13 protein-coding genes are annotated in these 14,425 nt (G+C 71.1%); all 13 read right to left on the bottom strand.

Annotated features, from left to right (window positions below; translation table 11 throughout):
* Positions 1-29: 29 nt before the first annotated feature.
* The 13 genes from ACIHFD_RS47900 to ACIHFD_RS47840 all read right to left on the bottom strand — a co-directional run bounded on the left by ACIHFD_RS47900 (position 30) and on the right by ACIHFD_RS47840 (position 14,410).
* Positions 30-1,220, bottom strand: coding sequence for a phosphatidylserine/phosphatidylglycerophosphate/cardiolipin synthase family protein (locus tag ACIHFD_RS47900; RefSeq protein WP_397372571.1), 1,191 nt, complete (start codon positions 1,218-1,220; stop codon positions 30-32).
* Between the two features lie 3 nt (positions 1,221-1,223).
* Positions 1,224-2,243 carry an ABC transporter ATP-binding protein gene (locus ACIHFD_RS47895; RefSeq protein ID WP_397372570.1) on the bottom strand — a complete coding sequence of 340 codons (1,020 nt, stop codon included), beginning with the start codon at positions 2,241-2,243 and terminating at the stop codon, positions 1,224-1,226.
* The gene (locus tag ACIHFD_RS47890) at positions 2,236-3,216 is read right to left on the bottom strand and encodes an ABC transporter ATP-binding protein (protein ID WP_397372569.1); all 981 of its coding nucleotides are present in this window, start codon (positions 3,214-3,216) and stop codon (positions 2,236-2,238) included. Before ACIHFD_RS47890 ends, ACIHFD_RS47895 begins: the two co-directional genes overlap by 8 nt.
* A gap of 2 nt (positions 3,217-3,218) precedes the next feature.
* A complete protein-coding gene (locus tag ACIHFD_RS47885) occupies positions 3,219-4,073 on the bottom strand; it encodes an ABC transporter permease (protein WP_397372568.1) in 855 nt (284 codons plus the stop codon).
* Positions 4,073-4,999: an ABC transporter permease gene (locus ACIHFD_RS47880; RefSeq protein WP_350734133.1), complete on the bottom strand. Its 927-nt coding sequence runs from the start codon at positions 4,997-4,999 to the stop codon at positions 4,073-4,075. Before ACIHFD_RS47880 ends, ACIHFD_RS47885 begins: the two co-directional genes overlap by 1 nt.
* A complete protein-coding gene (locus ACIHFD_RS47875; RefSeq protein WP_397372567.1) occupies positions 4,996-6,051 on the bottom strand; it encodes a LacI family DNA-binding transcriptional regulator in 1,056 nt (351 codons plus the stop codon). Before ACIHFD_RS47875 ends, ACIHFD_RS47880 begins: the two co-directional genes overlap by 4 nt.
* A 21-nt stretch (positions 6,052-6,072) precedes the next feature.
* Positions 6,073-7,590 (bottom strand): ABC transporter substrate-binding protein, encoded by a 1,518-nt coding sequence (locus tag ACIHFD_RS47870; RefSeq protein ID WP_397372566.1) that lies wholly within the window; start codon positions 7,588-7,590, stop codon positions 6,073-6,075.
* A 13-nt stretch (positions 7,591-7,603) separates the two neighbouring features.
* Positions 7,604-7,936 (bottom strand): hypothetical protein, encoded by a 333-nt coding sequence (locus ACIHFD_RS47865; protein ID WP_350734139.1) that lies wholly within the window; start codon positions 7,934-7,936, stop codon positions 7,604-7,606.
* 8 nt (positions 7,937-7,944) lie between these two features.
* Complete coding sequence (locus ACIHFD_RS47860; protein ID WP_397372565.1) at positions 7,945-8,907, bottom strand: DUF6772 family protein; 963 nt, start codon at positions 8,905-8,907, stop codon at positions 7,945-7,947.
* A gap of 129 nt (positions 8,908-9,036) precedes the next feature.
* On the bottom strand, positions 9,037-10,866 hold the full coding sequence (locus ACIHFD_RS47855; protein ID WP_397372564.1) for a glycoside hydrolase family 2 protein: 1,830 nt from the start codon (positions 10,864-10,866) through the stop codon (positions 9,037-9,039).
* Entirely contained in the window at positions 10,863-12,479 is a 1,617-nt protein-coding gene (locus ACIHFD_RS47850) for an alpha-L-arabinofuranosidase C-terminal domain-containing protein (RefSeq protein WP_397372563.1), read from the bottom strand. Before ACIHFD_RS47850 ends, ACIHFD_RS47855 begins: the two co-directional genes overlap by 4 nt.
* 66 nt (positions 12,480-12,545) lie before the next feature.
* A complete protein-coding gene (locus tag ACIHFD_RS47845) occupies positions 12,546-13,469 on the bottom strand; it encodes a carbohydrate ABC transporter permease (protein WP_397372562.1) in 924 nt (307 codons plus the stop codon).
* The gene (locus ACIHFD_RS47840; RefSeq protein WP_355209310.1) at positions 13,466-14,410 is read right to left on the bottom strand and encodes a sugar ABC transporter permease; all 945 of its coding nucleotides are present in this window, start codon (positions 14,408-14,410) and stop codon (positions 13,466-13,468) included. The genes ACIHFD_RS47845 and ACIHFD_RS47840 overlap by 4 nt, the downstream gene beginning before the upstream one ends.
* Positions 14,411-14,425: the final 15 nt, after the last annotated feature.

Below are 14,425 nucleotides of genomic sequence, written 5' to 3'. Positions count from 1 at the left end.
GATCGGGGATCGCCGGCCGGCGTCCAGGATCAACCGGCCAGGGGCGCGACGGCGCGCATGCGCTCGAAGTTGGCGACGTACTGCCGGTAGATCGCCTTGTTGTTGAGCCTCAGCAGCGTCTCGTCGTTGCGGCGCAGCGACGTCTCGATGTAGTTGTGGCTGCCCGTGATCACCCAGCGGGCGTCGCGGTCGCCGTCGTACGAGCCCTCGATCAGCAGGTACTTGGAGTGCACGCGGCCGGGCAGCGCGCCGCCGTCGCCCAGGGTGCGCAGCTCGACGCGCGGCTCGGCCAGCAGGAGCTGCTTGACCTCGTCGCTCATGATGCCGTACACGATCTGGACCGTGCAGCCGCGGGCGGCCAGGTCGCGGAGCTTGGCGGGGATGGCGATCCGGAAGGTGTCCCACTCGGACATGCCGGCCCGGATCGTGGTGCCGCCCCGGCAGGACACCTTGCCGAGCTCGTCCACGATGGGGTCGCCGTCCGCCTTGGGGAAGAAGGAGGCCCGCACCGACCCGCCGGGGCCGCCGGTCTGGACGACGCGGTAGTAGTCGAGGTTCTTGCGCTCGGCGGCCAGGTCGCCGAAGTAGCCGGAGTAGGCGTCGTACAGGCGCCGGTTCCCGGGCAGGACGACCGCGTTGTTCCAGTACGTGGAGGAGTTGAGGTCGGTCAGGTTGGCCGACGACTGGACCACCACGTCGGAGGCGTCGCCCGTGCGGGAGAACAGGTAGAACTTGTTGTGCTGCCCCTTGTTGCCGATGCACGCGGCGGTGCCGCCGGAGAGCGGCCCGCTGCAGACGTGCGTCCACGAACCGGCCGCCGTGTCGGTGCCCAGCGCGGCGGAGAGCTTGCCGGCCACGGCCGCGCCGCGCGTGTCCCCGTCCAGGATGACCTGGACGTCCACGTCCCGCTGGTGCGCCTTGATCAGCTCGTCGGCGAACTCGGTGCCCGCGGCGCCCGACATGACGAAGTGGGCGACCTGGATGCGGGCTCCGGCGGGGGTCTGCCGGACGAGGCCGCAGAGCGTACGCACGAGGGCGGCCGGGTCCCCGCCCGCGGGGTCGTTGAACACGGCGGTCGTCGTGACGTGCGCGGGAACGGGGGCGTCAGCGCAGGCGGAGGCCGCGGCCGAGGCCGGGGCGGCGCCCGTCAACGTGGCCGCGGCAATAACGGCGGCAGCGGCCACGACGGCGGCCGGCACTGACAGGGACTTGCCAAGCATGGATCACTCCTTCAAGACGCGGCCACCACCGGCCGCGGGTGTCGCCGGTGCGTCGGGGAAATGGCACGCGACCGGATGACCCGTGTCCCGGCCGATGAGCGCCGGCTCCTCGTCGCGGCACCGATCCTGGACCTTCCAGCAGCGTGTTCGGAAAGGGCAGCCTGAAGGCGGGTCCAACGGTGAGGGAACATCTCCTGACAGGACGATCTCGCCGCGTTCGCCGCCCCTCCAGTCGTCCACGCTCGGCGCCGCCGACAGCAGCGCCTGCGTGTACGGGTGGGCCGCGCTCCGGTAGACGTCCTCCTTGGAGCCGGTCTCGACGACCTTGCCCAGGTACATCACCGCCACCCGGTCACACAGGTGACGGACGACGCCCAGATCGTGGGAGATGAACAGGTACGCCACACCCAGGTCCCGCTGGAGCTCCCCGAGCAGGTTGAGGATCTGGGCCCGTACCGAGACGTCGAGCGCGGAGACCGCCTCGTCGCAGACGATCAGGCGGGGGCGGACGGCGAGCGCGCGGGCGATGCTGATGCGCTGCCGCTGCCCGCCGGAGAACTGGTGGGGGTAGCGTCCGGCGTGCTCCGGGCGCAGGCCGACGCGGTCGAGCAGGGCGCCGACCTCCGCGTCCCACCGCTCGCGCGGCACCAGCCCCGGATGGATCCGCCAGGCCTCCTTGATGAGGTCGGCGACTTTCATGCGGGGGTTCAGCGCGGCGTACGGGTCCTGGAAGACGAGCTGGATCTCCCGGCGCAGCCTGCGCAGCTCCCTGGCGGGCAGGGCGGCCAGGTCGCGGCCCTCGAACAGGACCTTGCCGCTGGACGGGCGCACCAGGCCGACGATGGTCCGCGCGACCGTGGACTTGCCGCAGCCGGACTCGCCGACCAGGCCGACGGTCTCTCCCGCGTGGACGGTCAGGCTGACGCCGGCCACGGCGCGTACCTCGCCGCCGGGCCGGCCGATCCCGGCCCGCAGGCGGTAGGTGGTGACCAGATCGGTGAGCTCGAGCAACGGCTCAGCCATGCGCCGCCACCTCCTCGGCGAGGTGGCAGGCGCTGGCCCTGCGGGTACCGAGCTCACGCGGCAAGGGGTCGTCGGTGCGGCAGACGTCCCTGGCGAACGGACAGCGCGGATGGAAGGAACAGCCCGCGGGCGGCGCGGCGAGGTCGGGCGGCTGACCCTCGATGGCCTCCAGCGGGGCGCCGATGTCGCGGGGATCGGGCACCGCCCGCATCAGGCCCAGCGTGTACGGGTGCGCGGGCCGCTCGTACACCTCGGCCACGGTGCCCGTCTCGACGACGCGGCCGGCGTACATGACGGCCACGCGGTCGGCGGCACGCGCCACCACGCCGAGGTCGTGGCTGATGAGGATCATGCCGAGCCGCTGGGCCTGCTGGCGCTGCCGCAGCAGCCGCAGGATCTGCGCCTGGACGGTGACGTCGAGGGCGGTCGTCGGCTCGTCGGCGATGAGCAGCAGGGGATCGAGCGCCAGCGCCATCGCGATCATCACGCGCTGCCGCATGCCGCCGGAGAAGCGGTGCGGGTGGTCGTCCAGGCGCCGTTCGGCGTCCGGGATGCCCACCTGCGTCATCAGCTCCGCCGCCCGCCGCCTGGCCTCGGCCCTGCGGGTGCCGCGGTGCCTGCGGAACATCTCCGCGATCTGGTAGCCGACGGTCAGCGACGGGTTCAGGGCGCTGAGCGGATCCTGGAAGATCATCGCGATGCGTTCGCCGCGCAGTTCCCGCCATTCGCGGTCGGACAGGCCGACGACGTCGCGGCCCTCGATGGCCACGCGACCGCCCGCGATCCGCGCGTTCAGCGGCACCAGGCCCATCAGCGTCTGCGCGGTGACGCTCTTGCCGCTGCCGGACTCGCCGACGATCGCGAGCGTCTCGGCCTCGTCCACCTCGAAGGACACCCCGCGTACGGCACGCAGCGGCCCCTCCGGGGTGTCGAACTCCACCGCCAGCTCCCGGACCTCCAGCAGATTGGCCATCGTCACAGCTCCGTCATCGGGTCGGAGGCGTCGCGCAACAGGTCGCCGAGGACTCCGATGCTCACCACCACGAGGGCCAGCGCGGCTCCGGGCGCGGCGGCGATCCACCAGGCCGACGCCAGGTAGTCGCGGCCCTCGGCGATCGTGGCGCCCCAGGACGCCTGGGAGGCCGGGACGCCGAGGCCGAGGAAGCTCAGCGACGCCTCGGCGACCATGGTCAGGCCGACCTGCACGGTCGCCGCGACGAGCAGCGGCGGCAGGCACGACGGCAGGATGTAGTGCACGAGGATGCGCCCGTGCGAGGCGCCCATCACCCGGGCCGAGTCGACGAACTCCCGGTCGCGCACGGCGAGCGCCGAGCCGCGCACCACCCTGGCGAAGATCACCCACCGGGTGACCGCCAGCGCGATGATCACGTTCACCATGCTCGGGCCGAGCACTCCTGCCAGCAGGATCGCCAGGAGCAGGCTGGGGAAGGCCAGCTGGATGTCGCCGACCCTGGAGATGATCCCGTCGGCCCAGCCGCCGAAGTAGCCGGCGAACAGCCCGAGCACCAGCCCGGCCGTCCCGCCGACCAGCACGGTCACCAGGGCCACCGTCAACGACGTGCGCATCCCGGCCAGCACCTCGGCAAGGATGTCCTGGCCGACCTGATCGGTGCCGAGCCAGGCCACGGCGCCGTCGGACAACCGGGTCCCCGGCGGCAGCAGGCGGTCGACGGGACTGGTGCGGGCGGCGTCGAACGGCGCCAGCAGCGGCCCGAGCACGCCGGCCGTCGCGAACACCAGCACGGTCCCGAGCGCCAGGCGAGCCCGCAGCGGCAACGCGGCCGGTCGGCTCGGGGCTTTCACTGACATCAGGCGTTCTCCAACTGGATCCTGGGGTCGAGGTACACGTAGAGCACGTCGACCAGCAGGTTGAGCACGATGTAGCAGACCGTGATCACGGTGAGGACGGCCTCGACCACGGCGTAGTCGCGGAAGGTGATCGAGTCGATCAGCAGCGAGCCGATCCCGGGCCAGGCGAAGATCACCTCGACGATCACGCCGTTGGCGATGAAGTAGCCCATGAGCAGGCCGAGCATGGTCACCACCGGGACCAGGGTGTTGCGCAGCACGTGGATGTAGAAGACGACCCGGTGGCTCAGCCCTTTGGCGTGGGCCGTCCGGACGTAGTCCTGGTTCATCTCCTCGAGGATCCCGGTCCGTACGAGCCGGCCCAGCCAGCCGACGAACGGCAGCGCCAGCGTGAGCGCCGGCAGCAGCAGGCTGACCAGGGTCCCGTCGGCGGTGCTCGGCAGGATCTGCAGCCACCGGGCGAAGATCAGCGACAGCATGATGCCGATCCAGAACGGCGGCAGCGCCTGGCCGACCAGCGAGGACACCGAGACGAGGTGGTCGGCCCAGGTGTTCGCGCGGCGGGCGGCGAAGGAGCCGGCGGCGAAGCCCAGCACGATGGTGATCACCATGGCCCAGACGGACAGCGACAGGGTCGGCCCCAGCCGTTCCAGGCAGGCGTCCAGAGCGCTGACGCCCTGCCGCCAGGACTGGCCGAAGTCGAGGGTGACGATGTCCTGGAGGTGGTGCGCGTACTGGATGGGCAGGGGGTCGCGCAGCCCGAGCCGGTCGCGCAGCGCCTCCAGCGCCTCCGGCGTGGCCTGGCTGCCGAGGATCAGCTCGGCCGGGTCGCCCGGCAGCACGCGCAGCGCGATGAAGACGATGGTGATGGCGCCCCAGACCTGCAGCAGCGCCTGGGCGAGGCGCCGTCCGAGGAAGGCGGTCATGTGGCGCCCCCACCGCTCGACGCCCGGATGACCAGCCGCGGCGGGAACAGGATCTGCTCGGGAGGCCTCCCTGCCGCCGGCCGCCCCAGCCGCCGGAGCATGTGGTCGACCGCGGACACGGCGATGTCGGCGGCGGGCAGCTCGACGGTGGTCAGCGAGGGGATCACGTACGGCGCGAACGGGTGGCCGCCGTAGCCGACGACCAGGATGTCGTCGGGGATGCGCAGGCCCTCCTCGTTCGCCACCCGGTAGACGCCGAGCGCGAAGTAGTCGTTGCCGGCGACGAACGCCATCGGCCGTTGAGCGGTCCGCACGACCTCTCTGCCCAGCCGGTAGGCCTCGCTCGGGTCCCACGGCATCGCGCTCTGCTCCAGTCGCCGGGTCGGCACCTTGATCAGGGTGTCCGGCTCGATGGGCAGGCCGCTGTCGGCCATGGCCCGCCGGTAGCCCTCGACGCGGTCGGCGACGGACGAGACGTGCAGGTCCTCCTCCAGGAAATAGATCTTCCTGGCGCCCTGGGCGACGGCGTGCCTGGCGGCCTCGTAGCCGCCCTGGACGTGGTCGACGCCCACCAGGTCGGTGTTCAGCTCGGGTACGTCGCGGTTGATCAGGACGAGAGGCACCCCGGCCGCCCTGAACCGCCGCCAGTGCTCGGCCCCCTCCTGCACGGTCACCACGAGCACGCCGTCCACGCCGCGCCGCAGCAGCTCCTCCGCCGCGCGCCGCTCGTTGTCCAGGCTCTCCTCCGTCGCCATCAGCAGCAGGGAGTAGCCGTGCTCCCGGCAGCGCTGCTCCATGCCGCTGATGAGCTGGGCGTAGAACGGGTTGGACGGATTGGTGATGACCATGCCGAGCGTGCTCGCCGAGCCCAGCACCAGGGATCGGGCGGTCACGTTCGGCACGTAGCCGAGCCGCTCGGCCTCGGCCTTGACCCGGGTCCTCGTCTCCACGCCGACGCTGTCCTTGTCGGACAGCGCGCGGGAGACGGTGTTCACCGAGACGCCGAGGCTCTCGGCGATGTCCTTCAGAGTGGTACGGCGTGCCTCGCGCATGTCACTCTCGTTCCGTAGGGATCATCCGGCGGTCGACACCGTGCGGAACTCGGGCTGGCTGTTGGCCGCCGGGACGAATCCCGCCACCGAGGAGCGCAGCCCGTACGTGCTGGACAGCGCCGCCGGGAAGACGCCGACCGCGTCACGCCAGATGATCTCGCACGCCTGGGCGTACAACGACTTGCGCTCGTCCTGGCCGGACGTGGAGCGTGCCTTGGCGAGGATGCCGTCGAGCTCCTTGTTCCGGTAGCCCATGCGGTTGGCCTCGCTGGTGTAGAGCCTGCCGAGCGTGTAGTCGGCGTCTCCCGTGGTCACGGTGTTGACCTGGAGCTCGATGTCCCAGTCGAGCGCGGTCAGGCGCTTGAGCCAGGCGGCCTTCTCGATCTGCTGCGGCTCGACGACGACGCCGACCTTGGCCCAGGCCGAGATGATCGACTGCGCCAGCTCGGTGGCCAGCGGGCCGGTGTCCTTGAACCACATCATCGAGGTGCGGATGCCGGAGCCGTGGCCGGCCTCGGCCAGCTCGCGCTTGGCCAGATCGGGGTCGTAGTCGTACGGCTGCTGGGGCGCGTGGCCGAAGACGGCCGACGGGATGGGGGCGTCCATGACGGCGGCGGCGTCGCCGTACAGGCTGGAGACGATGCTCTTGATGTCGAGCGCGTGATGGAGCGCGCGGCGCACCCGCGGGTCGGAGAAGGGTTTCCTGCCGCAGTTGAACCAGGCGAGGAAGTAGTTCACCCCCGGCTTGCTGTCGATCTTCACCCCGTTCACGCCGCCCAGCCGCTTGAGCTCGTCGGGAGGGATGATCCAGGTGACGTCCACCTCGCCGTTCTGCAGGGAGGTGATGCGCGTGGAGGCCTCGGGGATGTACGGCAGGCGCAGGCCGGGCAGCTTGGCCGCGCCGCCCCAGTAGCCGGGCACGGGCTTGAGCAGGAGCTGGGACGACGGCGTGAACGACTCGACGGCGAACGGCCCGCTGCCGATCGGACTGCGCGACAGGTCGGCCTTGCCGATCCGGGCGGCCGGGACGATGAAGGCGAGCGTCAGGTTCACCAGCATCGTGCCCAGCGGGTCCTTGGTGGTGATCCTGATGGTGCCCGCGTCGGGGGCTTCGACGGCGTCCACGGCGGACCACAGGGGCTTCTGCGGCCCGTCGGACGCGGCCAGCCGCTCCAGCGACGCCTTGACGTCCGCCGAGGTCAGCTTGGTGCCGTCGTGGAAGACGACGTCCTCGCGAAGGGTGAACTCCCACGTCGTGTCGTCGGGCTGCTTCCACGAGGTGGCCAGGCGCGGCACGAGCCGGTCGCCGTCCCTGGCGACGAGCGTGTCGTAGATCTGCCGGTTGGCGAGGAGCGAGGCCTCGTCGACGGCGCTCGCCCCGTGCGGGTCCAGATCGTTGATCGCCTGGTAGAACGCCGCGTTGAACGGCCGGTTGCCTCCCGAGGCCGATCCCGTCGCCGGGCCGCCAGGGGCGCACCCCGCGACTGCGGCGCCGGCGGCTCCCAGGAGGGTCAGGAACTGGCGCCTGCTTGTTGCCATGGTCGTACCTTTCTCAGCTTTTCAGGGCCAGGTAGATCAGCACCTTGGCCCGCGGGTCGCCGCCCGCCAGCGTGGCCCGCAGCCGCAGCCAGTGGCCGAACTCGCGCACCCGCAGGGACACCAGGCCCGGCTCCTTCACGATCTGCTCGGTGGTCTCGTCGTCGTCGCACCAGTGCAGGCCGTCGGGGGAGATCTGGGCGGTCAGGCGCAGTTCCTGGCCCTCCAGCTCCAGCGTCCGCACGAACCAGCGCGCCTCGGCCGCCCATCCGGCCTCGTACGGCTCGGTGACGAAATCCTTGGTGAAGGTGGTGTTGCGCTCCAGAACGGCGGTAAGAGCATGCCTCATGCCGGTGTTCACCAATCCACGGAAATGAGTGCGGAATCGAGGAAGAGGAAGTTGCGTACCGGAGAATGGGTGCGCACGCTCACGTAGAAATTGAGCAGGTTCTCCAGGCCGTCATATTTGTCGGGATACTGCGGGACCGGGACATGCCGCATGTCCATGACCCGGTCGTTCACCTGGAGCTCGATATTGGTGCGGGTCCTGGTGTCGAACTGCCAGCGCAGGTAGTGCCAATTGACCTTTGTCGGCACCTCGTTGTAGCAGAGGTACTGCGGTTGCTCGTCGAGCGGGCGCCAGTCCTCCGGATTCGGGGCGGTGAAGTCCTCGACCGGGGACAGGTTCTCCTGGTTGTGCAGGTTCTCCCTGGGGGTGGGCTCGGGCACCACGGGGTAGACCCAGCGCCTGGTGAACCTGTTGTCCAGGTCGGTGTTCTGGTAGCGGGCGACGCAGTGATAGCGGATGCCCTCGCCGTCGCACAGGTCCGTGGCCACGGTGAACGCCCCGAACTGGGCTTCGGACGGGTGCAGGTTCCCGTCCCATTCGATGTCGCCGAAGCTGTTGCCGAGCGAGGACTCGGCCGTGGCCGCCTCGCTCTTGTAGGTGAAGTACGTCTCGAACTGCACCACGCCGCGCCTGGCCATGGTGAGGCGGCGGATCGCGACCGCCGTGTGGCCGGCCACCGGGCGGGTGGCGACCTTGAGCGCGTAATTGCCGCTCATCGCGGCGTGCGTGCCGATGTCGAAGAAATCGCACGAGCTGAGCTGCGGCGGCCGGAAGTCGCGCATGTGCACGTCCACCGTGTCGAGATTTCCGTGGCCGTCGTGGTTGCCGATGAGCTCGCACCAACCGTGCGTTCCGGTGGTGAACTCGTCGAAGGCGAGTATGCGGGGGAGGGGATTGAACTTGGACAGCTTCGGATCGGCCGCGATCAGCGCGCGGCGTAGGTCCTCGGCCGGAACATGGGTGGTCTCCACGCTCGCAGGCGTCCTTCCCATAGAAATTCCGGGCCCAGGATTAACGTTAACGTGAACGTTAATCCTGGGTTTCGAGGACGCTAACTCGTCACATCCGCGGATGTCAAGGGTGTGCGGTCGCGAGCACGCTCAGCGGTCCCTGGCCGCGCGGCGGGCCGCGTCGATGGCCTCGGCGGGCACCGACCGGGCCGGGCGGGTGAGGATGCGGCGGATGGTCTCCGCGGGCACCTTGGGCTCGCGGTCCTCGGTCAGCAGCCCGTTGCGCTCCTGCTCGGTGTCCGTCAGCTGGGTCCAGCACAGACCGGCCAGCTCCGGATTGTCCAGCACCGCGTCCACGAGCTGCCGGAACCCCTCGGTCAGCTCCTCGGTGGAGCCGACGGTGCCGTACCCGTGCCAGGCCTCGTCCGGCGCCGGGCGGAGGCTGGTCCCGCCGATCTCGGACAGCACGACCGGCTGCCCGCGCCGGACCGGGTCGCCGAGCAGGGCGACGCGCCGCGCGGGCGGGCGGTCGCCGAGGATGCGCGCGAGCGCCTCGGGCCCGGCGTAGCGCTCGCGGATCGACTCGCCGGTGGGCGCGTAGTCGTGCAGTCCCCAGATGTCGCTCTCCGTGTGCTCCCACCCGTCGTTGGAGATCACCGGCCGGGTGCCGTCGAGCGCCTTGGTGAGGTGGTAGAGCGCGGCGGTGGCGTGCCGCTGCTCGGGCACGTCCGCCGCGTGCCAGACACCCCAGCTCTCGTTGAACGGCACCCACGTCACCACGCACGGATGGCTGCGGTCGCGGGCGACGACCTCCAGCCATTCGCGGGTCAGCCGCTCGACGGCGCGGGGCGAGTACTCGTACGCGCTGGGCATCTCGCTCCACACCAGCAGGCCGAGCCGGTCGCACCAGGCCAGGAACCGCGGATCCTCGACCTTCTGGTGCACCCGCACGCCGTCGAACCCGAGCTCCTTGGCCAGTTCGGCCTCCCGGCGCAGCGCGCCGGGAGCGGGGGTGGCCAGGTGGGAGCCGGGCCAGTAGTTCTGGGCGAGGACCAGGCGCAGGAACCGGGGCTGGCCGTTGAGCAGGAACCTGCCGTCTCTGACACCGACGCTGCGCAGGCCGACGTACGAGGTCACCGCGTCGATCACGACGCCGTCGCGGCGCAGCTCGACGCGGGCGTCCAGCAGGGTCGGCCGCTCCGGCGTCCACAGGAGCCCGCTGAGCTCCATCTGGTGCCGGGCGGCCGGGACGGCGATCACCCACCGGCCGTCCCGCCGGTCGGCGCGACACGTCTGCTCCGCCAGGACCTCGTCCCCGAGGGTGAGGACCACGTGGACGTCCACGGCGGGGTCCGGCCGCTGGGAGAGCTCGACCTCGACGGCCACCGCGGCGCCGGGCACGTCCGGGGTCCAGTGCAGCCGCCGGACGTGCAGCGCGGGCACGACCTCGGCCCAGACCGGCTGCCAGATGCCGGTGGTGCGGTGGTACCAGATGTCGTGGGGCTCCCCGCGCCAGTCCTGCTTGCCGCGCGGCTGGGTCGCGTCGTCGCACTCGTCCTGCGCGCGGACCACCACGACCTGCTCCCCGCCGGGGACGACAGCCTCGGTGACGTCGAAGGTGAAGGGGGTGTGACCGCCCTCGTGCTCGCCGGCGTACTCGCCGTTGAACCACACCCGCGCCCGGTAGTCCACCGCGCCGAAGTGCAGCAGGAGCCGCTCGTCCGGCCTCGGCTCGCGCTCCAGACGCAGCGTGCGGCGGTACCACACGATCGGGTGCGGCTCGGGCTCGTGGACGCCGGACAGCTCGCTCTCGGGCGGGTACGGCACGGTGATCGCGCGGGTGAAGGCCCCGGCGTCGCGCTGCCGGCCCTCGGCCAGGCCGCGGTCGTGGTCGTCGGTCGCGTAGCCCCACTCGCCGCACAGGTCCTGCCAGTGCCGGCGGACGAGGAGAGGGCGGGGGTGGTCGGCATCCCGGGTCACGAAGGCTCCTCGAGAAGGGTCAGCACGGTCACCGAGTGCGGCGCGATCTCCCACGCCCCGCCGCTCGCCTCGACCTCGCCCAGGTCCCGCACGGCGATCGTGTCCTGCGCGCCGAGCGTGTTGACCGCGCCGAGGCCGGGGACGTCGCCGCCGACGGTACGCACCCGCGCGCGGGCGGGGGTGGCGCCGGAGCTGCCGTCGAGGACGAGCCGCACGCGGATGGTCTCGTCGCGGTGCCGGTTGACGACGGCCACCCGCACCGAGCCGTCGTCGGCGCGGGTGGCCGACACGTCGATGTACGGGACGGTCATGGGCGCGGTGAGCAGCCGGCCGTCCGGGCCCCAGTTGTCGCCGAGCCGGACCGCGGTCGTCCTGGCCGGGCCGTCCACCTCGGACGGCAGCACGGTCCTGCCGGTGTGGTGCCGGTAGAGGTGCCAGACGTGGTAGATCGCCGAGCGCAGCGCGCCACCGGGGCGGGCGACCACCAGGCCGTTGGCGTTGACCAGGTTGACCGGGTTGGCCATGGACACGGGCGCGGTCAGGCCGGCGGAGCGGTGGACGGCGTGGAACACGCCCGCGCAGAAGACCAGGTCGGCGACCGTGCGGGGGCTCCAGCGGTTCACCCGCACCCGGCGTCCCGGACCGTCGCCCGCCTCGGGCAGCTCGCGCTCGGCGACGCCGCCGTCGTCGCCGGGCAGCGGCTGTGGCCAGTCCTCGGGTTCGAGGTGGCGCATGGTCCACTCGTCGAGCGCGAGCGCGGGCGGGCGCTCCAGGCCCACCTCGGCGGCGAGTTCGGTGACGAGCTGCGAGTAGGCGTGGATCTCCCGCTCGAAGTACAGCGCCTGGGCCACGACGGCGTCGTAGTCGTCGCCGGTCCACAGGTGGGTGCCGGCGCCGTAAAGGTGCAGGGACAGGTAGTCCAGCAGCTTGCCCGCGCGGGCCAGCACCGGGCGCGTCCACTGCTCCTGCTGCCAGGGGATGCCGACGCCGATCAGGCGGATCTCGGGGTCGACCAGGCGCATGAACCGGGCGTGCTCGCGGGCGGCGGCGGCGTACTCCTCGGCCGTGCGGTGGCCCATCTGCCACGGGCCGTAGACCTCGTTGCCCACGCCCCAGTAGCGCACCTTCCACGGCTCGGCCCGCCCGTTCGCGGCGCGGCGGGCGGTGAGCGTGGTCGCGCGGGCGGAGTTGGTGTACTCGACCCAGCGCACCGCGTCGTCCACACTCCGGCAGGAGTGCACCAGGTACGGCTCCGCGCCCGCCGCCTCGCACCAGGCCAGGAACTCGTCGGTGCCGAAGCGGTTGGACTCCTGCCCGCCCCAGGCCAGCTCCAGCCGGCTCGGCCGCGTCTCGCGCGGGCCGATGCCGTCCTCCCAGTGGTAGGCCGAGGTGAAGTTGCCGCCCGGCCAGCGGATCGGCCCCGGGCCCAGCTCGCGGACCAGGTCGAGCACGTCGGTGCGGACGCCGTTGAGCAGGCCGGGCTCGGCGACGGACAGCGGTGAGCCCTCGTCGAACACGCCGCCCTCGATGTTGCCGAAGAACGCCGATTCCAGGAAATGTCCGTAGACGTCGTCGTCGATCCGGCCCGCCGGGCGGCGGGTGTCGATCGTCACGAGTGCCTCACGGCCATGGACAGACATATGGTTCAGAACTCCGTTCTTTTCACTGCGACGTTCCTGTCACTGCTTCACCGCTCCCGCGATGCTGTCGACGAACTTCCGCTGGAGGACGACGAAGACGGCGATCACCGGGATCAGCGAGATCACGGCGGCCGCGGCCATCCCCGACCAGTCCGTTTCCCGCTCGCCCACGAAGACCGTCATGCCCACGGCCAGCGTCCGCAGGTCGGAATCGCTGAGCGTGAACACCAGCGGAAGCAGGTAGACGTTCCAGGCGAACAGGTACGTGAGGATGACCACCGTGGCGGTGATCGGCCAGGCCAGCGGGAGCATCACGCGGAAGAAGACGGTGAAGTGGCCCGCGCCGTCCAGCCGGGCGCACTCCTCCAGCTCCTTCGGCAGCTTCCTGAAGAACCCGGCGTAGAGGAGGGTCGAGGCGATCTGCCCGCCCGCGCCCAGGCCGAGTATCACGCCGGCGTGGGTGTTGAGCAGCCCGAGCTGGTCGGTGAGCTGGGTGATCGGGATGATCGTGTAGCCCTCGGGCAGGAAGAACGTGACCAGGAACAGGCCGATGACGAACTTCTTGCCGGCGAAGTCGTAGCGGCCCAGCACGTAGCCCGCCAGGGCGCTGCGCACGACGACGAGCACCACCGTGCCGGCGGTGATGACGAGGGTGTTGACCAGATACCTGGCGAAGCCGACCTCGCTCCAGGCACGGGCGTAGTTCTCCCAGACCGGCTCCTCGGGCAGCAGCCCGAGCCCCGTGCCGAAGATCTCGGGTGAGGTCTTCAGCGACGCCGAGACCAGCCAGACGAACGGGTAGACCCACAGGCCGCCGAGCACGAGTAGCAGGAGGGCGGTCACCACCTGCCCGGTGCTCGGCCGGCGGCGCGGGGCCGCCCGTCCGGCAAGCGGGCGGCGGCGCAGGGCCGGCCGTCCGGCAAGCGGGCGGCGGGCGGGCCGGGTGTCCGCGGGCGCGGTCATGCCGAGCCCATCCGGCTCCTGGCCCAGCGCATGCCCAGCGCCTGGGCGATCGCGAGGACCATGGTGAGCAGCCCGAACAGCACCGCCGCGGCCGAGGCGTATCCGAGCTGGGGGACGGTGGCCTGGAAGGCCGTGCGGAAGATGAAGATCTCGATCACCTCGGAAGAGAAGGACGGGCCCCCGCCGGTGAGGGTCTGCATCAGGTCGAAGACGTTGAACGCCGCCACGGTGTCGATCAACGTGATGATCACCAGGAACGGCACCAGCAGCGGCAGCGTGACGCGCCGGAACTCCGCCCAGGGGCCCGCGCCGTCGATCATCGCGGCCTCGTGTACGCCCTGCGGGATCGTCTGCAGCGCGGCCAGCCAGTAGATGAGGGTGATGCCCAGCCACTTCCACACCCAGACGGCGATCCCGGCGAAGAGCGAGGTGCCGGCGTCGGCGGCGAAGTTCGCCGGCGACTCGATCAGGCCGGCCCAGACCAGCGACATGCTCACCGGGCCGCCGGCGTCCAGCAGCAGCGTGAACACGATGCCGACGATGGCGCCCGTGGTGACGACCGGCAGGAAGAACAGCGTGCGGAAGAAGCCCTTGAACGGCGTCTTCTTCCGGTTGAGCACGATCGCCAGCGCGAGCGCCAGCCCGACCCGCAGCGGCACGGCGATCACGAGGAACACGATCGAGTTCCAGAACGCGTTCCAGAACAGCTCGTCCTCGATCAGCCGCGCGAAGTTCTCGACGCCGATGAACGTCCCGGCGTCGGCGAAGCCCGGCCAGTCGAGGAACGCGAACCACCACGACGCCAGCAGGGGATAGATGGTGTACGCGCCGTACCCGACGAGGGTCGGCAGGAGGAAGAGGTAGATCCACCAGTCCTTGCGCAGGCGCCTCAGCCGTCCGGGCCGGGGGTGTGCGGAGGTCTGCCCGTGGGTTGTCGTCATGGTGCTCCTGTCCGG

It is taken from the genome of Nonomuraea sp. NPDC051941 (assembly GCF_044593615.1).
This window is presented reverse-complemented; position numbering and strand designations above follow the sequence as displayed.